Annotated in this window: 24 protein-coding genes and 1 pseudogene; 18 read left to right on the top strand and 7 right to left on the bottom strand. The window is 37.5% G+C overall.

Annotation, left to right across the window (positions count from 1 at the left end; all coding sequences use genetic code 11):
* Positions 1–43: 43 nt before the first annotated feature.
* Genes ACE1TG_RS16630 through ACE1TG_RS16620 form a run of 3 tightly spaced genes read right to left on the bottom strand, consistent with a single transcriptional unit; the run spans position 44 to position 1,625 of the window.
* The gene (locus ACE1TG_RS16630) at positions 44–475 is read right to left on the bottom strand and encodes a CBO0543 family protein (RefSeq protein WP_375053530.1); all 432 of its coding nucleotides are present in this window, start codon (positions 473–475) and stop codon (positions 44–46) included.
* A gap of 42 nt (positions 476–517) precedes the next feature.
* On the bottom strand, positions 518–994 hold the full coding sequence (locus ACE1TG_RS16625; RefSeq protein ID WP_375053529.1) for a hypothetical protein: 477 nt from the start codon (positions 992–994) through the stop codon (positions 518–520).
* A 4-nt stretch (positions 995–998) separates the two neighbouring features.
* Positions 999–1,625, bottom strand: a complete 627-nt coding sequence (locus ACE1TG_RS16620; RefSeq protein ID WP_375053528.1) for a hypothetical protein — start codon at positions 1,623–1,625, stop codon at positions 999–1,001.
* A 306-nt stretch (positions 1,626–1,931) separates the two neighbouring features.
* Here ACE1TG_RS16620 and ACE1TG_RS16615 point away from each other — a divergent pair, with 306 nt between their 5' ends.
* The 7 genes and pseudogenes from ACE1TG_RS16615 to ACE1TG_RS16585 all read left to right on the top strand — a co-directional run bounded on the left by ACE1TG_RS16615 (position 1,932) and on the right by ACE1TG_RS16585 (position 8,226).
* Positions 1,932–2,444: a DUF3231 family protein gene (locus tag ACE1TG_RS16615; RefSeq protein ID WP_375053527.1), complete on the top strand. Its 513-nt coding sequence runs from the start codon at positions 1,932–1,934 to the stop codon at positions 2,442–2,444.
* A gap of 52 nt (positions 2,445–2,496) precedes the next feature.
* Positions 2,497–2,652: pseudogene (locus ACE1TG_RS16610) on the top strand (DUF4025 domain-containing protein); the annotation flags it as partial.
* A 29-nt stretch (positions 2,653–2,681) separates the two neighbouring features.
* Positions 2,682–3,236, top strand: coding sequence for a spore coat protein (locus tag ACE1TG_RS16605; protein ID WP_375053526.1), 555 nt, complete (start codon positions 2,682–2,684; stop codon positions 3,234–3,236).
* A gap of 1,022 nt (positions 3,237–4,258) precedes the next feature.
* On the top strand, positions 4,259–4,816 hold the full coding sequence (locus ACE1TG_RS16600) for a flavin reductase family protein (RefSeq protein ID WP_375053525.1): 558 nt from the start codon (positions 4,259–4,261) through the stop codon (positions 4,814–4,816).
* A gap of 291 nt (positions 4,817–5,107) precedes the next feature.
* Positions 5,108–6,013 (top strand): DoxX-like family protein, encoded by a 906-nt coding sequence (locus ACE1TG_RS16595; RefSeq protein WP_375053524.1) that lies wholly within the window; start codon positions 5,108–5,110, stop codon positions 6,011–6,013.
* Between the two features lie 10 nt (positions 6,014–6,023).
* The gene (locus ACE1TG_RS16590; protein WP_375053523.1) at positions 6,024–6,638 is read left to right on the top strand and encodes a DUF4166 domain-containing protein; all 615 of its coding nucleotides are present in this window, start codon (positions 6,024–6,026) and stop codon (positions 6,636–6,638) included.
* On the top strand, positions 6,625–8,226 hold the full coding sequence (locus tag ACE1TG_RS16585) for a YndJ family protein (protein WP_375053522.1): 1,602 nt from the start codon (positions 6,625–6,627) through the stop codon (positions 8,224–8,226). The genes ACE1TG_RS16590 and ACE1TG_RS16585 overlap by 14 nt, the downstream gene beginning before the upstream one ends.
* 38 nt (positions 8,227–8,264) lie before the next feature.
* Here ACE1TG_RS16585 and ACE1TG_RS16580 read toward each other — a convergent pair whose 3' ends face one another.
* On the bottom strand, positions 8,265–8,969 hold the full coding sequence (locus ACE1TG_RS16580; RefSeq protein WP_375053521.1) for a DUF421 domain-containing protein: 705 nt from the start codon (positions 8,967–8,969) through the stop codon (positions 8,265–8,267).
* Between the two features lie 204 nt (positions 8,970–9,173).
* On the opposite strand from ACE1TG_RS16580, the gene ACE1TG_RS16575 reads away from it, so the two are divergent.
* The 8 genes from ACE1TG_RS16575 to ACE1TG_RS16540 all read left to right on the top strand — a co-directional run bounded on the left by ACE1TG_RS16575 (position 9,174) and on the right by ACE1TG_RS16540 (position 17,568).
* Positions 9,174–9,512 carry a hypothetical protein gene (locus tag ACE1TG_RS16575; RefSeq protein WP_375053520.1) on the top strand — a complete coding sequence of 113 codons (339 nt, stop codon included), beginning with the start codon at positions 9,174–9,176 and terminating at the stop codon, positions 9,510–9,512.
* A gap of 205 nt (positions 9,513–9,717) precedes the next feature.
* A complete protein-coding gene (dacB, locus tag ACE1TG_RS16570) occupies positions 9,718–11,193 on the top strand; it encodes a D-alanyl-D-alanine carboxypeptidase/D-alanyl-D-alanine endopeptidase (protein WP_375053519.1) in 1,476 nt (491 codons plus the stop codon).
* A gap of 44 nt (positions 11,194–11,237) precedes the next feature.
* Positions 11,238–11,543 (top strand): hypothetical protein, encoded by a 306-nt coding sequence (locus tag ACE1TG_RS16565; RefSeq protein ID WP_375053518.1) that lies wholly within the window; start codon positions 11,238–11,240, stop codon positions 11,541–11,543.
* Between the two features lie 200 nt (positions 11,544–11,743).
* Positions 11,744–13,207: a spore germination protein gene (locus tag ACE1TG_RS16560; protein ID WP_375053551.1), complete on the top strand. Its 1,464-nt coding sequence runs from the start codon at positions 11,744–11,746 to the stop codon at positions 13,205–13,207.
* A gap of 11 nt (positions 13,208–13,218) precedes the next feature.
* Positions 13,219–14,307, top strand: a complete 1,089-nt coding sequence (locus ACE1TG_RS16555; RefSeq protein ID WP_375053517.1) for a GerAB/ArcD/ProY family transporter — start codon at positions 13,219–13,221, stop codon at positions 14,305–14,307.
* Positions 14,297–15,367, top strand: a complete 1,071-nt coding sequence (locus ACE1TG_RS16550; protein WP_375053516.1) for a Ger(x)C family spore germination protein — start codon at positions 14,297–14,299, stop codon at positions 15,365–15,367. Before ACE1TG_RS16555 ends, ACE1TG_RS16550 begins: the two co-directional genes overlap by 11 nt.
* 78 nt (positions 15,368–15,445) lie before the next feature.
* Positions 15,446–16,579: a zinc-dependent alcohol dehydrogenase gene (locus tag ACE1TG_RS16545; RefSeq protein ID WP_375053515.1), complete on the top strand. Its 1,134-nt coding sequence runs from the start codon at positions 15,446–15,448 to the stop codon at positions 16,577–16,579.
* A gap of 257 nt (positions 16,580–16,836) precedes the next feature.
* Complete coding sequence (locus ACE1TG_RS16540; protein ID WP_375053514.1) at positions 16,837–17,568, top strand: SDR family oxidoreductase; 732 nt, start codon at positions 16,837–16,839, stop codon at positions 17,566–17,568.
* Between the two features lie 150 nt (positions 17,569–17,718).
* On the opposite strand, the gene ACE1TG_RS16535 is transcribed toward ACE1TG_RS16540, so the two are convergent.
* Entirely contained in the window at positions 17,719–18,159 is a 441-nt protein-coding gene (locus ACE1TG_RS16535) for an SgcJ/EcaC family oxidoreductase (protein ID WP_375053513.1), read from the bottom strand.
* Complete coding sequence (locus ACE1TG_RS16530) at positions 18,152–18,820, bottom strand: DNA-3-methyladenine glycosylase family protein (protein WP_375053512.1); 669 nt, start codon at positions 18,818–18,820, stop codon at positions 18,152–18,154. Before ACE1TG_RS16530 ends, ACE1TG_RS16535 begins: the two co-directional genes overlap by 8 nt.
* 191 nt (positions 18,821–19,011) lie before the next feature.
* Here ACE1TG_RS16530 and ACE1TG_RS16525 point away from each other — a divergent pair, with 191 nt between their 5' ends.
* From ACE1TG_RS16525 to ACE1TG_RS16515, 3 genes are all read left to right on the top strand, one after another.
* The gene (locus ACE1TG_RS16525; RefSeq protein WP_375053511.1) at positions 19,012–20,220 is read left to right on the top strand and encodes an NAD(P)/FAD-dependent oxidoreductase; all 1,209 of its coding nucleotides are present in this window, start codon (positions 19,012–19,014) and stop codon (positions 20,218–20,220) included.
* A gap of 344 nt (positions 20,221–20,564) precedes the next feature.
* Entirely contained in the window at positions 20,565–20,816 is a 252-nt protein-coding gene (locus ACE1TG_RS16520) for a hypothetical protein (RefSeq protein WP_375053510.1), read from the top strand.
* A gap of 60 nt (positions 20,817–20,876) precedes the next feature.
* Positions 20,877–21,701: a VanW family protein gene (locus tag ACE1TG_RS16515; RefSeq protein WP_375053509.1), complete on the top strand. Its 825-nt coding sequence runs from the start codon at positions 20,877–20,879 to the stop codon at positions 21,699–21,701.
* Here ACE1TG_RS16515 and ACE1TG_RS16510 read toward each other — a convergent pair.
* The gene (locus tag ACE1TG_RS16510; RefSeq protein ID WP_375053508.1) at positions 21,696–22,046 is read right to left on the bottom strand and encodes a thiol-disulfide oxidoreductase DCC family protein; all 351 of its coding nucleotides are present in this window, start codon (positions 22,044–22,046) and stop codon (positions 21,696–21,698) included. The genes ACE1TG_RS16515 and ACE1TG_RS16510 overlap by 6 nt on opposite strands.
* Positions 22,047–22,048 lie beyond the last annotated feature (2 nt).

Genomic DNA, 22,048 nt, shown 5'->3' with positions numbered 1-22,048 from the left:
TTGCGGTTAATTTTCCCATCCACAAGTAAATTATTCGAAATTGCTAGTTCGCTATGCTTTTAAGAAACTTTCTGTTAAGAAACAAAAGAATTAAAAGGAAAGGATATATAACGGCAGAATACCATAGCTTCCACTCATTGTGATAAAAGATATCTGCATGAATTAGTGCAACTTCATAACATAAAGCAAATGTTGTGATTATCAGGATATAAATTATTTTTGAGTGAAGACCACGGATAAAGGAAAATAAGTTTACAACTAGGATATTTACTGCTGGATAAATACCAAAGGTGAAAATCAGAGTTCTAAATTCCACCCCTTTATCAAAATAGCCATACAAATTATATTTAAGGTCAAGGAATGCATCTATGAGAAGATGAAGAACAATAGTAGTTAAAATTGTGCCATAAATCTCTATCCATGAAATGTTTTTTGGTACAAATATCGCTCCAAGGCTAAATACAGCGACTGACATAAGTAAAAACACCATTTTCTTCACTTCCTTTGTTTTCTTCCATTATATGCTTTGATAATTGTTATCCAGTATAGCAACACCTAAAGCTAAGTGCTCCCAAAGAATCTTTTCAATTACTTCAACTTGTTTTTTATTACAATGAATGATGAGAATAAGTTCAGTCGATTTGTTTTTCATTTTTATTTGCTTCTTTTGCTTCAATTTTTGGATTAAAAGTTTTATCAAGAAGCCTAAGATAAACCCGCCAATTGCTCCTGAAATTCCCCATATAATTGGTCCCAATTTCAATTGGAATCCAATACTTGCCCCAATTACGGCAAAAGCAGTTGCGAGGGCACTTGCCATATCGAATAAGCTTACGCCGTCAGATCTATGAAGTGTATCAAACAATTTCAATTGTTCCTTCCTGTTGTCGAGGGGAACTGCCAAAATATTTTCCTTAGGGATATTCTCTTTTTCCAGATAAGAAAGTGCTAATTCCAAATAGACTGAATGATCAAAAGTGGCCATTATGTACATCTTATCACTTGCTCCTTTTAATAAGGTTTAAGGGTAAATTAAATTGTTTATTTTGATATTTATTTTTTAGGAAAGTTCTTTGTTCACTATCAAATAATTTATTATTCTCCACAGTATTTACATAGGCATCATAGATAGAGAAAAAATAAACAGAGGGGAGAAACATTAACCATTGCGGATTCAGTATAGCCTTGGCATAATAAAAATCTCCTGAGACCAATAGATGTACACTTTCAAGAACATGTGAAAAATAAACAATAATGATTGTCCATGATACAAGGAAAAATGCTACAACAATTCTGTGGATGTATATCTGACCAGCTCCGGGCATGAAAAAAGACCACATTACAGCCACCCAGGGTTTTCGCTTATCCAAATAATTAATCTCTAATGATGTGATTTGAAAATTTATAAAGTTCGCATTTTCGTGATCAGCAAGTATATAAACTTTGTTTAAATCGACCGATGTCCGGTAACTGTCCCAAATGCCATAAATATAGACAGGTATATATAAAAGTATCCATCTGGGTTCAAGAACCTCCTTTGCCATATCAAATTGTCCTCCAAAGGTATATACCATAGACACATTTAATTTTGAATTAACATTAATAACAATTTCCCATATAAACAAGAGAAATCCTCTTAGGTATTTGGATAGCAGAAGATGACCAAATCCGGGGAAGGCAGCTGACCACCAAGCAATTATATATGGGTTCCTTAAATGGATTTGAGTAGTGCCTAAAGGGCTTACATATGCTTTGTATCGCCTGGCTCTATCTGTATTTTGGTTATTCTGCAAAAAAATCCCCTCATTTCCACCACATTAATCATTATTGTTTACAACTTGTCTGGTTTATATTTATTTTTTAGCTTGAATAGAATTAACGTCTTGAGTAAAACTATCTTAGTGAATCAAATTAAAAGGAGTGTATTATTAATGGGTATTTTGTCAGGTAATCCAAAGAAACAACCACTTCACTATGGAGAGGTATTTAGTATGTGGTCATATTTGGTAGTAGCAAAAGGGAACTACGCTGCTTTTCAAACTTATATTAATCACACGGGTGACAAGGATTTAAGACAATTGTTAGAAGAATTAATTCAAGGTATAAAAAAAGAATCTGAAGATATTGAGGAAATTTTAAAAATGAATGGCATCACAATTCCTCCTTCACCTCCAGAACGCTCTTTAGCTGACCTTGAAAGCATTCCTTCTGGTGCAAAGTTTAATGATCAGGAAATAAGTGCAATGGCATCGGCGAGTCTTGCTTCTGGCCTTGTAGCCTGCAGTTCAATTATGGGCCAGTGTACTCGTGAAGATGTTGCAATGTTATTTGGCCAGTATCACATGAACAAAAGTCAGGCAAGTGCAAAGGCGCTCCGGTTAAATAAAGAAAAAGGCTGGTTAATGACACCGCCGCTTCATACTGACATACCTAGTCAGACCTAATTCGCAATAAAAATAAGGCGATGGAGGTGTGAATTTGCCAAAGAAACGTAAGAAAGTAAATCCAGAAGATAGCCGTAAAGTCGCAAAAAAGAATTATGAGACTTCTGATTATCAAGGTCATACACAGATTGAAAAAGGTTTGGCCGAAACACATGAACAAGCTTCAGATGATTATTTTGAAGGAACAATTGACCAAAAACATGAATAGAGATTTATCAAAAGTACAGGAGGATTTGTATGCAATTGGCGTCTCATGAGTTACATGATCTAAGTGAACTGATTGCGGGTTGCTATAACACCGTAAACACCATGTCAAGTTTCATAAATCAGGCACAGGATCCTGAGTTGAAGGAATTACTGCAACGGCATTTTCCGCTCCATGTTGCGGACTACAATTTAAAAGTCGAATTTGTACAAAGCCAAACGACTCCAGATATTTCAAAATTCGTACCAGATACATTAAAGCCGGAGTTAGAGTCATATACACAGGCACCTGTTAGTCAGTTTCCCCCTGCAACACCAAGAACGAATGTACAGCAGCATAACGACCGTGAAATTGCTACATCCTATCTACTCGGTCAAAAAAGCTCAGCTAAAAATTATGCTATCTCTGCTGTTGAATGTTCAAATCCGGATTTACGCACGTTTCTTGAGAATGCGTTTCTAAATAGTAATCGTCATGCTTATGAAGTATGGCAATATATGACTAAAAAGGGTTACTATCCATTAATGGCTGCACCACAAAATGCAATTCAAACGATAGCAAATATTTATCAGCCAGTACAACAGTAAGAAGTTTGCAGTCACTTTTCATTTAGTTGAAAAGTGACTTTTTTATTGTTTAGGAAATTATAAAATTTAAGTGCTGTGGATAATTGGACATCAGAATCAGCGACGTCCAGCTCCGACGTATAGGACGTACTAGTGCCGGTGACGCCACAGGACGTGGCGTTCTCACCGGCCAGCACCTTGCGCCTAGTGGACTTCCCTCCCCGTGTCTACGATAAGAATAAAGGATGTTCGACTAAAACCACCACATCCTGTGGCAACGTCGAACTACCCCACGTCCTGTGGGGCAGCTTACGCTCTTCGTGTATCCTTTATCTCACACGGGAAAAGGAAGATTGACTAACACCGCCGCTTTGCGCGGCAACGTCGACCCACCCGCAGCGCTGAGCGCAGTCCATACGGCGCTGAACAGGCGCTTGCGCTTTTGTTCTATGATTCACATACATAATTCTGAAATTAACTTCCTTTAAGATGCCACTTTTTTAGCTCGGTAGACGATAGTGGTAGTGAACCTCTCTTATTATTACTATCGATTCTCAATTGGTTTAGGTGGCATGGATAAAGTAAAATGTTGTTTGAAAATATGCTCTTAAAAATGCTCGCTGTGATTAAGTGAAGATTTTTTGCTGCTTTCTCTTGTATTAATGATGGTTGAGTGCAGCAATTCGTTCTGGCAGAATAACTCACTTTCACCACTCCGGGCACAAATGCGACATTTGCTCAATGCCACTCATAAGAGCAATGAGAACCTGAATTCAGTTCAACTAGAGAGAAAAGGTCACTCATCAATGTCATGAGACCTGGTCAGGTTTGTTTCCAGATTATGTCGTACTGTTTATATTTTTTATAAAGAATAGTCATTTAGATTCAAGAACTTACTGCTTATTGTCTTGTTGCTCTACTACTATGGTGTTAATATTAAGAAAGGTTATTACTAATTTTCGAATGCTGTTATCGTCAGTGTTAAACATATTAGTTCTTAGCTTTTTATCGGATTAAATAGATACATAGATAGGGTGATCACAATGAGAAAACCTATACCAAATACGGTCATGCACAGCTATCCTGGCATGGTTGCATTAGTTACGGTAACCTATAATGGAAAAAGTAATATAATGGCTGCTGGGTGGCATTCCTACATTTCGTTTGACCCACCGATGTATGGTGTGGCAATTGGGAGAGAACGTTATACATTTGACCTGGTTAAGGATGCTGGAGGATTTGCAATTAATTTCGTTCCATATAAAAAAGCCGCATTTATTCAAGAAACAGGAGTATTTACTGGGGAGAATTTCGACAAATTTGACCATGGAAAAATATCATATGATAACGGATTGACTATCAATGCACCGATTCTTCATGATGCATATGTTGCCTATGAGTGTAAGACAGTTGATATTAATACGTATGGTGATCATGATTGGTTTGTCGGCGATATTACTCAATGCTATCGTGATGATGCTTTATTTTTGGAGAATGGACTCCCAGATTTCAGTAAACTTGAAATTCCCCTTTATTTAGGGCGTTCGCAGTATGCGAGGCTAGATCATAAAAGTACTGTTAATACATATTCAATTAGATAATTAGAATTTCGAATTAGTAGTGGAAGTATAGATGGAAATATTCGGACGCGGGTGTTTGTACATAATTATAGGAATTGTAGTACTGTTCTTTTTAGCAATGCTTACACAGAGTCATATTAATATTCCAACATTCTTGGTAATTTCATTAGTGATACTAGCTTTTGGGGTAGCGAGCAGAAAGTCCAATTAAGATTAGAGTTCAATAGTTTATTAGGTCCTTCGTATGTTTTAACTTTATCTGAACAGCTATATGTTAAACTGAAACTACTTGTGCAAGTTGAGGTGAACACTGTGAAAAGTAAACCAGTATATGTTGAATTACCCATCGAAACAAAGATGGATAAATTATGGGATGCAACTCAAACTCCAGATCTCCATGAACAGTGGGATCTTCGTTTTTCGTCAATTACATATCTCCCTAAAAAAGAAAACCAGGCACAGAAATTTACATATAAGACAGCTATTGGACCTGGTCTATCAGTTGAAGGCTGGGGAAAAAGTGTTGGCAGTTTTCATGCGAAAGATGGGGCGAGAACATCTTCTTTACATTTTGGAACGGACCAGGCAATCTCCATTATTCGTGAAGGAAGAGGGTATTGGAAGTATATCCCTCAATCAGATTCTTCAATTACATTTATAACACAATATAATTATGAACCAGGTCTTGGCAGGGTTGGTAAATTGATTGATGACTTTATGTTTCGACCACTTATAGGGTGGGGGACTGCACTTAGTTTTGATGTATTGAAACGATGGCTGGAGCAAGGGGATGCACCTTCAGCACAGTATCTGAGGTTTTTTAGTTATTGGATTATTACGCTTCTATTTTCATTCATCTGGCTGTATCACGGGCTTGTTCCAAAAATAATTGGTATGCATCCAGCTGAGGTAGGTATGGTCCAAAGTGCAATACCTATTTCGTATATGCAAGCATCATGGGTTGTTCTGATTGCTGGAATTATCGAAGTATTATTCGGGATTGCCTGGCTGGTTTATTCGAAAAAAAGGCAATTGTATCGGTTGCAGATTATTATTTTTCCCTTGTTAACAGTGGGAGCAATTATCGCACAGCCAAGCAGTGCTTTGAATCCGTTTAATCCGTTAACATTTAATTTAGCATTACTTATTCTGTCCGTAGTGGGATTTATGTCCAGTAAAAATATTCCTACTGCAAAAAGTTGTAAACGAAAGAGATAGGGAGATAAAGATGTCCATTTATAAACATGTTATGGGGAAGGATTTTTATTTGCTTCATCCCATGCTGCAAAAAAGATATGAGATCCAAAAAGGAATATCCTTTACAGGGACAGGCATGATGAAACGTATAAAAGGTGGGCCGAAATGGCTATTTCCCTTATTTTGGACGGGTGCGAAGTTTAAGTTACTGTTTCCGGAGCATGGGGAGAATATTCCCTTTAAGATTATAAATACTCCAGAAAAAGGGAGAAACGGTGAGGAGCAGATTCATTGGGAACGGACATTTTATTTTGGATCGAAGAAAAGGTATTTTAATGCGCTGATGAGTTTAGACTCCGAACGGAATATAATAAAGGATTATCTTGGTGAACCACATCTGGTTTATTCAGACTTGTCATTTGCTGTAACCAAAGACAGAGCCTTAAAAATCTCATCAAAGCGGCAGCGCTTGGTACTTGGACGGCTGGAAATTCCATTGCCAACGTTGTTTCAGGGGTTAGCGACAGTTACGGAGAGGTATGTGGAGGAAAATGATGCATACTCGATACATGTAATAGTTAGAAATCCGTTAATTGGTATACTGTTTTCGTATGAGGGAGAGTTTACAGCCGATGACATTTCGTAATATTGGATTATGTAACATAATAATAGTACTCGTGATTGCTATAATTGGTTCACATCCGTGGCATTTTATGATGTTGACGGCAGCTCAATTAGTCTACGTTCCGCTTACACTTCATTTGGTAATGAAAAGTGATAATGGATATATTCCAAGATATCTTTCTTATCTAGCAATACCTGCATTTACTGCTGTTATTTTTTTGCAAATTACAACTGATACTGCATGGGATACGACATTTGCGGTAATTTATTTTCTTTTCACGTTGTTCATTGCTGGGTACGGATTCAGTCGCTTTTTACATAGAGGTTCTATTCATTTGGAGGAATTTTTAATTGATATTGGTCTTATTTATATAGCAATCGGCGGGGCCTGGTTTGTTGCATATGAGGCCAATATGAATACAGGATTCTCCCCGATGATGACATGGCTGACAGGTATTCATTTTCATTATTCAGCCTTTCTGTTGCCTATCTTTACGGGACTGCTTGGCAGGTTATACAAATCAGCACTATATAAATTGGTAGGCGTAGTTGTTATTGTTTCACCAATTATTGTGGCGTTAGGAATCACTTTTTCAACAGTATTAGAACTGATATCGGTAGTAATTTATATCATTGGTATTTATGGTTTAATCTACATATCTTTTAAAGCGTCTATTAATTGGCTGAATCGAGTGTCTTTTGCTGCGTTGGGTGTGGCAATCATTTTTTCATTAGTATACGCATTTGGTAATGTTACCGGACTGTATACCGTAACAATTAATTTTATGCTTTTATTTCATGGGATAACAAACTCTGTGTTGTTTGCAGCAGCAGGGATTATAGGCTGGTATATTAAGCTTCCTTTTACAAGGCTTAAAAAGCCGAACTTTCCGGTAAGTCAAATTAGAGGGAAGGGTATCATTGGTGAAAGGATTTTAGCAGGTAGAACAGATCATAAGACCTATAATGGATTAGTAGATGATATGAGTGTGTATGAAGGTGATATAAATACGGATACATTAGCTCCAGGGATCATAGATTTTTATGAAAACACAAATAAATACCGGTTAATTGCTGAAGTGAAATGGCGCGCATGGTTTAAGCCTTTTGCGGCAGTGTATCGTTTGATTAGCAGATATGTTGGACAAATTAACCTACCATTTTCCAGTAAAAAGGTCGAGATGAGTGGAAATATTATCTCGGTTAACGATGATGCTGATGGACGTAATGAAGTAAGGGCATGGGTTCGAAAAATAAATAAGGAAACCACTTTTGTAGCATTGTACTCTTTACATAAGGAACAAGGTCGGTCCTACATGAACATAGCCTTGCCACTGCCTTTTGCTTCAATGGTTGGCGTACTTGAACTTAACCAGCATGAAGAAGCACTTCAACTTTCAAGTGCAAATAAAGTTAATAATACAGGGATTTATTTATCCTTTGGCAAGTATTTATTTCGATTACCTATTGAAGAAAAATTCTATGTTGAAGAGACTGAGAAGGGAAATCTTAAGGCACAGCACAATATGTGGTTTTTTTCTCTGCCTTTTTTAAAAATTAATTATAATATTCATTATCAGGATCTTTTAAGCACCAATAAGTGTAATTAAGACATTTATTGGTGCATGCCAGTCTTCTAACAATTTGATCAGTTATACAAAAATACTTTCAGGTTTTTGTTTTCATCGATTGTCGCCAACAGTACATCGTTTAGTTTTACATTATGAATTGTTTTCAGTTCTTGAACCAGCCATTCTTTATCTTTCCCTGCCTTTTGCAGAATTTCATAATCGATTTTACGTTCTTTAACGAGTGTATGAGGATAATGGAACGGTTGTAAAGGGGATGTCAGGGTTGAATGTGTAAGCGGCTGGTATTGAGGATATAGAAAAATTGAAATAGATCCGCCATGTTCCCACAATGCGAGTGCTACCTTTTGGATGTCCTCTGTTTTTTCTTTTCGCAATTCGGATAAAAGCACGTCTATTGAGACCCTTGCCTTCTTCAGGTTTTTATATTTTATTTTCCCGTATTCAATCAAAGGAATTGGAGGAGGATTGAAGATTTTTCGTATTAGGTCCCACTTTAAACTCAAGAATACTCCAGATATATATAACCCTACCACAACACTCATTGTAATCATTGACCCCTTGAGTCCAAGTCCTTCATCTGATAGAGGGTGAGCAATAATGTTTCCAATTAATAATGCAACGACAAAATCGAGAAATCTCAATTGTGAAATTGATCGCTGCCCCATAAATTTAGCTATGCCAATTAAAAATAAAAATCCAACAACAGCTCTTAACGCCCATTGAATTGCGGTAAGTGATTCCTGTCCACTGAAAAAATCCATTACACTCACACCTCCATAACGCATTACTAACATAATTAGGATGGCTGTTTTAAATCAGAATTATTTATAATTTTTTAGCAGCTAAGAAATCATATGGCCGTTAAATGAACTGACACCACCCATAATGAAAATAATGATTTGTAATAGAGCTAGAGAGGTTGGGGGGAAGTAATCAATCTATCACCTGGCTGTGAATGTGATGCGATGGAAGGGCAATGGGTATCGCCAGAAGAGCATTGTGAATCAACAGAGCGTGGTGCGGAATCGGCGGAAGGGCACGTGGAATCAAGAGAAGATCATGCGGAATCAACAGAAGGGCACGTGAAATCAACAGAAGAACACGTGGAATCGCCAGAAGAGCATCGTGAATCAACAGAAGAACATATGGAATCGCCAGAAGAGCATGCGGAATCAACAGAAGAACATACGGAATCGCCAGAAGAGCACATGGAATCAACAGAAGAACACGCCGAATCGCCAGAAGAGCACGTGGAATCAACAGAAGAACATCGCGAATCATGCAGTGATTTACGCATGGAATAAAGGTGCAACTAGACTTTCCCCATTAAGGCTTAACAATAAGCTTGGTTTTCTAAAATAAAGTATATAATTTTAGAGTCAAGTTAATCATTGGAAATAGGCTGTTCCCGGGTCAGTTTATCGTGAATTTCTTTAAATATAAGGAAGTAAAAAGGATTTTTTACATAAATACAGAAATTATTATTAGGGCTGAAATGAGGTGATAGGAATGACAGTAAAAAATTATAGCTTTGGTATGCTTTTTCTATTCTTATTAATCTTCATGATAGGGTCTGGTGCAACAGATAGAAATAATGAAGCAGCAAACACAATAGAGGAGCGTAATACGATGACGAAACAGATAGAGAGTTTTATAAAAAGTGAACCAAAATTGAATGGGGCTATCACTGGGATAAGTGTCCGTTCAGCATCGAATGGAGAAAAGTTGTATGAACATATGGGTGACGTCCGTTTGCGACCCGCATCAAATATGAAACTTTTAACAGCAGCTGCAGCACTCGCCGTGTTGGGGGAGAATCACACCTTTTCAACCGAGATTCTTACAACTGGATCGATTAAGAGTGGTACATTGACTGGGGATCTCTTTTTAAAGGGGAAAGGGGATCCAACATTACTTCCTTCTGATTTTGATAATTTTGCTAAAAAAATAAAGGAAAGTGGTGTCAACGTGATTAAGGGAGATATTGTGGCGGATGATACGTGGTATGATGAGGTTCGGTTGTCACCGGATCTTATTTGGAGTGACGAGCATTGGTATTATGGTGCACAAATTTCTGCTCTAACTGCTTCACCGGATACTGACTTTGATGCAGGTACAGTTATTGTTGAGGTGGGTCCACGCAGTAAAGGGAAAAAGCCGGATGTTACCGTTTCACCCAAGACAAACTATATAGAAGTGAAGAATACGGCTATAACTAGTGAACCAAGCGCGGAAGAGGACTTGACGCTTAAGCGTGTACATGGTGAGAATACCTTAACAATTGAGGGGACGATTCCAGCTGGGTCGGCTGTTATTAAAGAATGGATGACTGTTTGGGAACCAACTGGTTATGCGATGGATTTGTTTCAGCAATCACTTAAAGAAGAGGGGATATCCTGGACGGGCAAAGTTAAAATGAACGCAGCTCCGAGTGAAGCTGAAGTTCTTTATTCACATGAATCGATGCCACTATCTGAGGTGCTGGTACCGTTTATGAAGTTAAGTAATAATACGATTGCGGAAGTATTGGTAAAAGAAATGGGAAAGGTTGTACATGGTGAAGGCAGCTGGGAGAAAGGGCTGGAAGTAGTTGAAACGGAATTAACAAAAATGGGAATGAACACAGGTTCCCTTATGATCCGCGATGGTTCGGGGATATCACATGCAACCTTAATTCCCCCAAATGAGATCTCAAAATTACTCTATGCAGTACAGAGTCAAAGTTGGTATGATTCATATCTCCATTCACTGCCTATAGCTGGAAAAGCTGACAGGATGACTGGCGGAACATTGCGAAGCCGAATGGAGGACAAGAATATCCAGGCGAAAACCGGAACTATTTATGGTGTCAGTACGTTATCAGGGATGGTTGAAACCGAAAGCGGTGAAAAGCTCATTTTTTCAATCATGCTTAATAACTTGTTGGATGAGGAAGACGGTCCGGAAATTGAAGATAAAATTGTAGAATTAATCCAAAGTCAATAAATAATAAAGGGAGTCTCCAATTATCTTGAAGACTCCCTATTTACTTGGGTGATAATCCAAGTATTATTGTGGTTTGTTTTGCTGAGCTTGCTGCGCCTGATTTGCCTGTTGACGTGCCTGTTGCAGCTGTTGTTGTGCTTGCTGAGCTTGCGGGTCTTGCTGTCCGGCAGCACCAGCTTGGGATTGAGCATTTTGAAGCCCTTGTTCAGCTTGCTGTAATTGTTGCTGCGCCTGTTGCAGCTGTTGAGGATCAGCACTTGCAGAAGCTTGCTGTACCGCTTGCTGCGCTTGTTGAGCCTGTTGTACAGCTTGTTGTAACTGTTGCTGCTGTTGATTTTGTTGTGCCATAAATAAAAAACCTCCATTAATGTATATTGAGCTTTTTGTGCTCCGTAAGTATTGTTTAGCATGTTTAAGTAAATTATGTATTTTTTACTAAAGAAATTTTTGTAGGTCAAGATTATTCATTTACTTTGAACTCTTCCAGATGCATAAGAAAGCCAATTCCTTTTCATACTACCTTGTAGCACGTTTTAATGAGGATGTTTCGATGAAAAAGAAAGCGGCACAAAAGAAAAAGCAACGAGACTTTGAAAATTTGTTAGCTGATTTAAAACAAAAAGATGATTTTATTGATTATCAATTTGAGCATAATGATAATCTTATTTCTATTGGTTATTTAAAATCAGCAATTGATAAAAAAAAGTTAGAGAAATACATACTGCCACAAATACAGCAAAATGATTATGCTGATTTAACTGAAGTAATTAATGATATTCCTATCACCAAATCACAATTAATGGATGATCCTGATCAATTACACGAGAAGCTTATTCAAGGGTATGTATTCATCTCTATGGAAAATGTGAATCCTCAGTATCTACTTATACCTATACCGCTTGCTGATACACGTCAAATCGGTATTCCGGAAGTGGAATTCAGTGTTGTAGGGCCAAAAGAAGCTTTTGTAGAAAATATCGATACTAATTTAAATCTAGTGCGAAAGCGAATTGCTGTCCCTGAATTAGCTATAGAAAAGATGAAGGTTGGTACCGTAACAAAAACAAAGGTTGCAGTTGTATATATTGAAGGTATAGCAGATAAAGAAAATGTTAGAACTGTAGTTCAGCGTATAAAAGATGTTCAAATTGATCAGGTAATTGATAGTTCATATATCCAGCAATCGATCACCGATAACCAGAATTCACCATTTCCGCAACTACTGGACACTGAACGTCCTGACAGGATTGCTGCTGTATTAACTGAAGGGAAAGTAGTTATCTTTGTTGATGGTTCACCACATGTATTATTAGGCCCAACAACGCTGGTGGAGTTCTTCTCAGCCTTTGAGGATTATTTTTTAAATTGGACACTTGCATCCGCATTTCGTCTTATTCGTTTATTTGCGGTATTTTTCTCTATTTTAATTACTCCAATGTATGTTGCTGTACTTACTCACCATTTTGAATTAATACCTAAAACACTGCTTGGGACTTTAGTTAGCTCAAGAACACAAGTGCCATTCCCTCCTATTTTGGAGGCTATCATTCTTGAGTTGACGATTGAGCTATTACGTGAGGCTGGGGCACGTTTACCCAGCAAGATTGGTCAAACAATTGGTATTGTGGGGGGAATTGTGATCGGGACGGCTTCAGTGGAAGCAGGACTGACCAGTAATGTACTGCTGATTCTTGTTGCATTGGCAGCACTTGGCTCTTTCACAACGCCTGTCTATCAAATGGGTAACACAATCCGCCTTATCAGGTTCCCATTACTTATATTTGCACATGTATATGGATTACTGGGTATTGCTATCAGTATTGCATATATTATGGTTCATTTGCTAAAGCTAACATCGTTGGGAAGGCCGTTTTTGGAACCGATGTTTCCATTTCGAATGACGGATTTAAAAGATGCTTTTATTCGGTTACCTTTTGATAAACAGAACAAGCGTCCTTTTTCTGTTCGACCAGATAAAGTTTTGCGACCTACTAAACAAAACAAGGATAAGTAGAGGAGTATTTTATGATTAAGCTAAAAGATCAAGTGCCGGCACTTATGGTGTTCTTTTTAATTGTCTCCTCACAGGTTGGTGTTGGGGTTCTTGGTTTTCAAAGCGTTATCAATAAGTATGCCGGACATGATGCATGGATATCTGTAATTGTAGCAGGTCTTGCTTTCCATGTAACTATTTGGATTATGTTTAAGATTTTACATAATAATGAACCAGGAGAAATTGTTGCTATTCACAAATTTACTTATGGTAAATGGTTAGGAGCTTTTTTCTCCATAATTTTCTCTGTATACTTGTTATTACTGTCGATAACTGTATTGCGGACATATATTGAAATCATTCAGGTATGGGTTTTTCCCCAAATCCAGGTTTGGGCATTATTATTCCTTCTTATTCCGTTGTTTTATTACATTATATCAGGGGAGTTTAGGATTGTCGTAGGTGTGTGTTTTTTCGGTGTGCTCTATCCTTCCTTCTTAATCTTTACACTGCTTTATCCGCTCAAATATGCTCATATAACATATATTTTGCCTGTTTTTGACCACTCCTTTACTGAAATTATGCAGTCCTCATCATTAGCAGTCTTAAGTTTTCTGGGTGTTAGCAGTTTACTTGTCTTTTATCCATTTATACGTGAGTCCAGAAAATCTCAAAAATTTGCTCATATTGGAAATTTAGCTACCACACTTTTATATGTTTTTATCTGCGTTGTTACCTATATATATTACAATCAGAATGAACTTCAGAATACGATTTGGGCAACGTTAGGTATGTGGAAGATTATCGAGATGCCGTTTCTAGCTAGGTTCGAATACTTCGGCATTGCTACATTGTTTTTTAGTATCCTGCCTAATATCGTATTATTTTTATGGGCAAGCACGAGAACTCTACACAATGTTGCTGGAATATCACATAAAAAAATAGCAACTATTTTACTTGTTATAATGTATGTGGCTTGTGTTATCCCCGCTGGAAGAATAGTTATAGATCAGTTGAGTGATATTGTAAGTAAATTTGGGCTGCTTTTTTTGTTTGGTTATATTCCTGTATTATTTTTAATTAACTTTGTCCGCAGAAAGGTGACGAATAATGCGTCTTAGGTATCTTATTGCATTCACACTTATATTCACAAGCGTCGTTGCAAACTTTGGTATGCCTAAGAAGGTTATTGACCAAATTAGAATGATCACGGTAGCAGGGTATGACTATGTAGATGAAGAGACCATACAGGGAACTGTGGTTTCGCCAATGTTTTTACAACAAAATCAATTAAAGGATTTAGTGTTTACAGATACAGCATCGATGATATATGAGAACAGAGGGAAACTAAATGCACAGGCATCCGAAGAACTGTTTAATGGAAAATTAGAGGTAGCATTATTTAATGATGAATTGGCAAAGACAGGGCTGCGTAATAGTGTCGATTATCTGTTGAGAGACCCGTCAATCGGGTCCCGGCTATACATGGGAGTTGTGGAAGGATCTGCATATGAGTTGCTGAATAGTGTAAACAGTGATAAAGGTGCAGGAATTTACTTGTCAGATTTAATAGACCATAATGTACATTATGGTAATGTTCCCCAAACAAACTTAAAACAATTTTCCTCTAGTCTGAAAGCCTCTACCTATGATCCATTCCTGCCAATGTTAACCCTTGAAAAAGGAGTACCGAGTATTAAGGGTATAGCTTTTTTTGATGATGATAAATTTGTTGACAGCATACCAATAACAGATGCGAATATATTTAAAATGCTTTATCAGGATTTTAAAAACGGACAGCATAATTTGATCACTGATACGTATAAAGCATCGATTCAAAATATTAATGGAACGAGGGATTTTCATGTTTCAAATAAAAAAGGCAATATAAACGTTACGATAGATGTGAGGTTAACGGGGGTTGTCAGGGAATATACAAAAGAAAGTTTAACGAAGCGCATACCTTCTTTTGAAAAAGATTTGAAAGATGATTTTACAAAGAAAGCAAATAAATTAATCAAACAATTCCAGGAGTTAAACATTGATCCACTCGGAATTAAAGAACATGTTCGGAGCAGTATTCGAGGGTATAATCAAAAACAGTTTAAGGAGAAATACCAGACACTTCCAATTGAAGTGAAAATGAAATTTAAGGTTACAGAGTCTGGTACTAGACGGTAAATTAGCACATAAGTTACAGCAAATAGGATATCTTAAATCTTAGTAAATCTTAGTAAATTATATAAAGGTGGATTAACTATGCGAGCTGTAACATATCAAGGAAAGTATTCAGTAAGTGTCGAAAATGTTGATTTCCCGCGGATCCAGGATTCAGAAGATGTTATTATAAGAGTTACATCAACAGCAATTTGCGGATCGGATTTACATTTATATCAGGGGAATTTTCCACTGCCAATCGGTTATCAGATTGGTCATGAGCCAATGGGTATTGTGGAAGAGGTCGGTAATGATGTAACAAAGGTTAAAAAAGGTGACCGGGTTGTCATTCCGTTTACAGTAGCATGTGGGAGCTGCCCGTATTGTGAGAATCATCAGGAATCTCAATGTGATAATGCGAACCCCCATTATGATTCAGGTGGTTATTTTGGATATTCAGAGAAATTTGGTAATTATCCAGGTGGACAGGCGGAATACCTTCGTGTACCATTCGGCAACTATACACCATTCTTAATTCCAGAAGACTGTGAAATGGATGATGACTCGCTGTTATTTTTATCTGATGTTTTGCCAACTGCTTACTGGAGTGTGGAGAATGCTGGGGTTAAACAAGGGGATACAGTTGTGGTATTGGGTTGTGGTCCAATCGGATTAATGGCTCAAAAGTTTGCATGGCAAAAAGGGGCATCACGTGTAATTGCAGTTGATCATATCCCATTTCGCCTCCAGCATTCGAAGAAGATTAATCGAACGGAAACATATAATTTTGCTAAATATGATGATATGGGTGAAGAATTGAAAGAGGCAACACATGGTGGAGCGGACGTCGTAATTGATTGTGTCGGAATGGATGGCAAAAAGTCTCCACTTGAATTTGTTGAACAAAAACTTAAACTGCAGGGTGGCACACTTGGACCAATCCAAATAGCAACAAAAGCAGTGAAAAAATGCGGAATCGTTCAACTTACTGGTGTTTATGGCGGGCTGTATAATATGTTTCCACTGGGGCCGTTTTTCTCAAGGAACATTACGTTGAAGACAGGTCAAGCGCATGCCAGATCTTATATGGATAAACTTTATCATCAGGTTGTTCAAGGAGATATCAATCCTAAAGAGATCATAACGCACCATATGATACTTGATGATGCCTCAGATGGCTATAAAATGTTTAACAGGAAAGAAGATGATTGCATCAAGGTCGTACTGCGTCCGTGATGTGTGAGTTTTCCGGGATCAGTAATGTCGAAACTTGTCGAATGGCTGAAGTTCACAGAGTTTTCGCCGAAGTTGTCACACATTTGGCTGAAGTTCACAATTTCCCCGCTGAAGTTCACAATTTTGAGTGAAAAAATAAGAGTGATCGCGTATAGCGATCGCTCTCATTTTTTGTCAATCAACGTAATCCTAATCCATAAATTTAGAATTTGCATTTCTTACATGATAAACTCATAACAGTAAGGGAGGAATTAACCATGGCAAAATTATCAGGGAAAACTGCTATTGTAACAGGTGCTAGCAGCGGAATTGGTGCTGCGATTGCAGAACATCTTGCAAATGAAGGCGCTAATGTAGTATTAGCAGCACGACGCAAGGAAAAGCTGGATGAGCTTGTAGAATCAATTAATAATACGGAAGGCGGAAAAGCAATTGCTGTTGAAACCGATGTTGCAAAACAATCAGAAGTTGACACGCTTGCAGAAAAAGCAACAGAAACCTTTGGCGAAATAGATATTTATGTTAACAACGCAGGGCTGATGTTAATGTCAACTATTCAAAAAGGACATGTTAATGAATGGGATCAGATGATTGATGTTAATATAAAAGGAGTTCTTTACGGGGTTAACTCGGTTTTACCTAAAATGATAGAGCGTCAAACAGGGCATCTTGTCAATATTTCATCAGTTGCAGGACATGAAGTCTCTAAAGTGAATGCTGTGTACAGTGCGACAAAATTTGCTGTTCGTGCACTTTCAATGGGCTTGGAAAAAGAACTTGCAAGGACTGGTGTGCGTGTAACAAACATTTCGCCTGGAGCTGTAGATACTGATCTTGCTTCACATGGAACGGATGAAGATCTTAAAAAGAAAGCCTCCAATTCTGATCGAAAAAAGTTAGAACGAGATGATATCGCACGTGCCGTTGTATATGCCGTTACACAACCGGATTATGTGAATGTTAATGAAGTGACTGTAAGACCAGTGTAGTTAACATAAAGGGAAATGCTATAAATGTATCAGCATTTCCCTTTATTTTAGCTTTATTAACCTTTGGAGTTTCTATAGACAGCGAACTAAAGTGTATTGCCACATTGTGTCGCAATATATACCATCAACAACCTATATAAACCAGCAGTTTCACATTTCAGACTTCAGTTCTTCGGTGATCTCTTCAACCAGATCTGGCCGGCCGTGATATTGTGCAGGTGTGTTCTGAAGCAGTTCAATTTTCCATTGCCTTGGCTGCTTAACTGCCACAATTGTCTGATAAGCATTTAATTCAGGGTCCAGCTCAGTCTGGCCAGGTGGCACCATTCCTACAATTGCGCGTAAGATTGCGGTATCCTCTCCGATAAAACGTATTTCTTTAATCTTCGTTACAAATGGAGGGGTAGGGTGCTCGTTAAATATCCCGCTTAGTTGCGCAATCATTTCATCCTGCCCCGACATCAGACTGCCATCAAACCCAATCGATTCGCCGGACTTGGTAAACTGTCCTGCCATATCATGGGCATTTCTATTGTTCCATCCGTCAATCATTTTTTGGTAAAGAGCTTTGATTTCACTTTTATCATGCATAATGTTGTCCTCCAATATCCTCTATTGAATTGTACTTTTTTACTAAATCCAAATGCACGGTTTCCCATAAATAAAATGATGCAATTGTCAGGTGGGGGCTCCAAACCGGCTGTTTGTCGACTAAAATCTTTCGGCGTTCTGATTTTTCAACTTCATAGAGCCATTTCGCTCCCCGTTGGATACCAATATCATCTACTGCCAATACATTCATTCTGCCTAATGAAAAAATTAGAAACATTTCAGCAGTCCATTTTCCGATTCCTTTAATACTTGTCAGTTGCTTAATAACCGTCTGATTATCAAGTGCGTGCAACTTTTGTAAATCGACTTCGTTATCATAAACTTTTTCTGCCAAATCCCGTAAATAGATGACTTTTCGTGCTGATAAACCTATTGAACGTAATCGCTCATCAGGTGTATTAAGAATTGAAACGGCTGTAATATTATATTCCATAAGCGATTCAAGCCTTGTATATATGGCGTTTGCTGCTTGTACTGAAATTTGCTGTCCAATCATTGAACGAACCATGGATGTGAAAAAGTCGACGCGCATTACAACTTCAATATCTCCAATGATTTGTATTAGTTTTTTCATTTGCGGATCAGCATTTGATAATTCATGTACAGATTTGTCATCCTGATAAATTTTAATTTTTTCCATAATCCACCTCCATATAATTATAGAATGTTTTTCTTCATTATTACAAAGAATAGCCAGGTAACCATAGATTTGTTAGCCTATTTATAAAAACTTTGATATTATAGAGGAAGTGGACATAAGGTTTTTCCTGCATTTTATATGAATTTTCGTATGAAATTGCTATTTTACTATTTGAGGAAGGTGGATATTATATGAGTAAACCAAAAATAGTCGTACTTGGCGCCGGTTATGCTGGCATGATGACGACTAAACGATTAATGCAAAAACTAGGACCAGATGAAGCGGAGATAGTATTAGTAAATAAACATAACTATCACTATCAAACAACCTGGCTTCATGAGGTTGCAGCAGGTACGAGGAATCAGAACCAAGCACGAATGATGATCAGTGATGTGATTAGCCCAAATCGTGTAAGTTTAATTTATGATGAAGTTGTTGAAGTGAAAAAAGAAGAGAACCGTGTTGTATTGAAAAATAGTGAAGTTTCTTATGACTATCTTGTTATTTCACTCGGTTTTGAAACAAATACATTTGGAATTAAAGGAATGGAAAAGAATGCATTTTCCATTACAGACATCGAATCAAGCCGTATGATTCGCGAACATATTGAGTATCAATTTGCCAAATACAGTACTTCAAACAAGAAGAATGAAAATGATTTAACAATTCTAGTTGGCGGTGGCGGCTTTACTGGTATCGAATTTGTTGGTGAACTTGCAGAACAAGTACCGAAACTCTGCAAAAAGTATGATATTGATCGCAGTAAAGCACGTATCGTTAATGTGGAAGCAGCACCAAGAATTTTACCTGGCTTTAATGATGATTTAGTAGCATACGCTAAAGAGTCTTTGGAAAGCCGTGGAGTTGAAATTCGAGAAGGTGCTAAAATCTCCGAGTGTAAGAAGAACAGTTTTGTTATTGGAGATGATGGGGAAGAAATTAAAGCCGGAACTATCGTATGGACTGGCGGTGTAACCGGTAATTCTATTCTTGGCAAATCAGGATTTGAAATAACAAAAGGTAAAGTTACCGTTGAGTCTGATCTTCGTGCACCAGGTGAAGAGAATATCTTCATCATTGGTGATTGTGCCTGGGTAATGAATAAAGAGGAAGGTCGTCCATTCCCACCAACTGCACAAGCTGCAATGCAGCATGCTGATACATGTGCTGCCAACTTAAAAGGACTGCTTCGTAATGAACCATTAGAAAGCTTTACATTTGATGACAAAGGTACAGTAGCTTCCCTTGGTGAAAGTGATGCAATGGGAACTGTGTTCTCTGAGCGCCTGCTTTATGGTACACCTGCTACTGCAATGAAAAAGGTGATTGATAACCGCTACCTGTTCTTACTTGGCGGACCTAAACTTATCTTGAAAAAAGGTAAATTACGCATGCTTTAAATAAATGAGGAGGGACATTTTTATGAAAAATGGAACATTGTATGTTTTATTAATTACAATTGCAGCAATTATCGGGTATACGGTAGCAACCCGTAATCTCGAGGATTCAAGAGACTTCAGATAAGACTAATCAAAAACCACTCTGTTTAAGCAGCAGGGTGGTTTTTTTAGTGTAGTTAAGGAGAGTATAAATCCTTTCTTACTGCATAAGTGTAACTAAGGCTTATCTATATTATGTTTGGCGATAAGTCAGGATTTCTAAATTATTTTTTAAATCTGTGATGGATATCACTGTTTGTGTAGTGTTAATGATATATAGTGGAGTTATCAGAGGAGGTTGTTTCGTGAGTATTGAACTAATTATCTTACTGGCATTTCTATTTATTGTTGCATTGGCAGGGACATTATTAGTATTTAAACAAGAGGAAAATAAGATGAAAAAATATGAAGAAGAAGGAGACAGTGTAGAAGATCAGTTGAGGCGATCACATGAATATGAGTCATCATCGCTGAAATCAAATCTCCCCCTTCAACTTATTATTTACACGGTTACAATTGTAATTTCGCTTGTGGTTTTTGCAATTTATCTTTCTTAAGTTTTTAAACAGTTACATGTTTTTATTTATCTATCAAATACTAAGACAGGAGGTGGTTATTTGTTAACCGTTATCTTGTCTTTTTTATTAGCTTCGACTCCTCTGACTTTAACTAGTGATCAAGAACCAGTAGGGGAATTATTGAGGAGTGACTTTTCATTATCCTATGTGGATAGTTTATTTGTAAATGATCAAAAGCTGGAACTCGAAATGGATGTTTTGAGTGAAAAAATTTACAAAAAACCGATAAATGCAAAGCTGGATGATGACGGTCAGATTGTGCAGGAAAAACCGGGGATTATGCTTGACCGTATTAAATTTCGACAGCTGTTTCAGGAATATTTTTACGAGGGAAGCAGGGAAGAAATAATACTTCCCAAACAAAAGATTTATCCCCGTGTTGATAGTGAGTTACTTGCAGAGATTCGCGAAAAGATACTTGGCAGCTATATTACTTATTTTAAAAAGAACAATAAGGAAAGATCACATAATATTGTGCTCGCAGCTGAAGCAATAAATAATTATGTTGTTTTTCCTGGAGAAAGGTTTTCTTTTAACAATGTAGTTGGTAAAAGAACGAAAGAAAGAGGGTACAAGCGAGCCCCTGTTATCGTAAGAGGTGAGTTGGCAGAGGACGTTGGCGGAGGCATATGCCAAGTTTCTTCAACGTTGTACAATGCAGTCGAGCTGAAAGGTGTCCAGATAATTGAACGATATTCCCACAGCCGAAGTGTCCCGTATGTACCGCCAGGACGTGATGCGACAGTTAGCTGGTATGGTCCTGACTTTGTATTTAAGAATAATTATCGACAACCATTATTAATTCGGGCAACAGCTGATGAAGGGAAAATGATTATCAGGATCCTTTCCTCTGAATCACTATGAGTCTATTCGGCATCCGTCATGGTCACATTGATTGACGGGAACAAGTTTTCTATTCCTGGCTATTTTTTTGTAAATAAACCCGCCTAATCCAATCCATTTGAAGAGATACATGAAAGGCAGCAGAATCCACATAAGTGGCAGCTTTTTAGAAACCTCTATAATAGCATCAAAACCATCAAACCATTTTTTCTGGTGGTATACGTGCAGACTTTCTTCCATTGCTTTTGGATAATTTTCCAGCGTACGGAACGATTCAAATGAAAGCTGGTTTCTCCAATCAATTTTTTTCCAGAATAGTGATGAACTTGTGCACATATTACAATAGCTATCATAATAAATAATCATGT

The sequence above is a fragment of the Virgibacillus sp. JSM 102003 genome, from assembly GCF_041949995.1.
In the GTDB taxonomy this organism is placed as follows: domain Bacteria; phylum Bacillota; class Bacilli; order Bacillales; family Amphibacillaceae; genus Lentibacillus.
Note: the sequence above shows the minus strand (reverse complement) of the source record. Positions and strands in the feature narration are given on the sequence as shown.

Coding starts and splice junctions, on each gene's coding strand:
- ACE1TG_RS16580 (WP_375053521.1), bottom strand. CDS start 8,969: ATGGATTTTTTCAGTGGACAGGAATCACTTACCGCAATTCAATGGGCG.
- dacB (WP_375053519.1), top strand. CDS start 9,718: ATGACAGTAAAAAATTATAGCTTTGGTATGCTTTTTCTATTCTTATTA.
- ACE1TG_RS16605 (WP_375053526.1), top strand. CDS start 2,682: ATGCAATTGGCGTCTCATGAGTTACATGATCTAAGTGAACTGATTGCG.
- ACE1TG_RS16560 (WP_375053551.1), top strand. CDS start 11,744: ATGAAAAAGAAAGCGGCACAAAAGAAAAAGCAACGAGACTTTGAAAAT.
- ACE1TG_RS16530 (WP_375053512.1), bottom strand. CDS start 18,820: ATGGAAAAAATTAAAATTTATCAGGATGACAAATCTGTACATGAATTA.
- ACE1TG_RS16590 (WP_375053523.1), top strand. CDS start 6,024: ATGTCCATTTATAAACATGTTATGGGGAAGGATTTTTATTTGCTTCAT.
- ACE1TG_RS16555 (WP_375053517.1), top strand. CDS start 13,219: ATGATTAAGCTAAAAGATCAAGTGCCGGCACTTATGGTGTTCTTTTTA.
- ACE1TG_RS16510 (WP_375053508.1), bottom strand. CDS start 22,046: ATGATTATTTATTATGATAGCTATTGTAATATGTGCACAAGTTCATCA.
- ACE1TG_RS16575 (WP_375053520.1), top strand. CDS start 9,174: ATGGAAGGGCAATGGGTATCGCCAGAAGAGCATTGTGAATCAACAGAG.
- ACE1TG_RS16540 (WP_375053514.1), top strand. CDS start 16,837: ATGGCAAAATTATCAGGGAAAACTGCTATTGTAACAGGTGCTAGCAGC.
- ACE1TG_RS16625 (WP_375053529.1), bottom strand. CDS start 994: ATGTACATAATGGCCACTTTTGATCATTCAGTCTATTTGGAATTAGCA.
- ACE1TG_RS16535 (WP_375053513.1), bottom strand. CDS start 18,159: ATGCATGATAAAAGTGAAATCAAAGCTCTTTACCAAAAAATGATTGAC.
- ACE1TG_RS16550 (WP_375053516.1), top strand. CDS start 14,297: ATGCGTCTTAGGTATCTTATTGCATTCACACTTATATTCACAAGCGTC.
- ACE1TG_RS16615 (WP_375053527.1), top strand. CDS start 1,932: ATGGGTATTTTGTCAGGTAATCCAAAGAAACAACCACTTCACTATGGA.
- ACE1TG_RS16600 (WP_375053525.1), top strand. CDS start 4,259: ATGAGAAAACCTATACCAAATACGGTCATGCACAGCTATCCTGGCATG.
- ACE1TG_RS16630 (WP_375053530.1), bottom strand. CDS start 475: ATGTCAGTCGCTGTATTTAGCCTTGGAGCGATATTTGTACCAAAAAAC.
- ACE1TG_RS16525 (WP_375053511.1), top strand. CDS start 19,012: ATGAGTAAACCAAAAATAGTCGTACTTGGCGCCGGTTATGCTGGCATG.
- ACE1TG_RS16545 (WP_375053515.1), top strand. CDS start 15,446: ATGCGAGCTGTAACATATCAAGGAAAGTATTCAGTAAGTGTCGAAAAT.
- ACE1TG_RS16585 (WP_375053522.1), top strand. CDS start 6,625: ATGACATTTCGTAATATTGGATTATGTAACATAATAATAGTACTCGTG.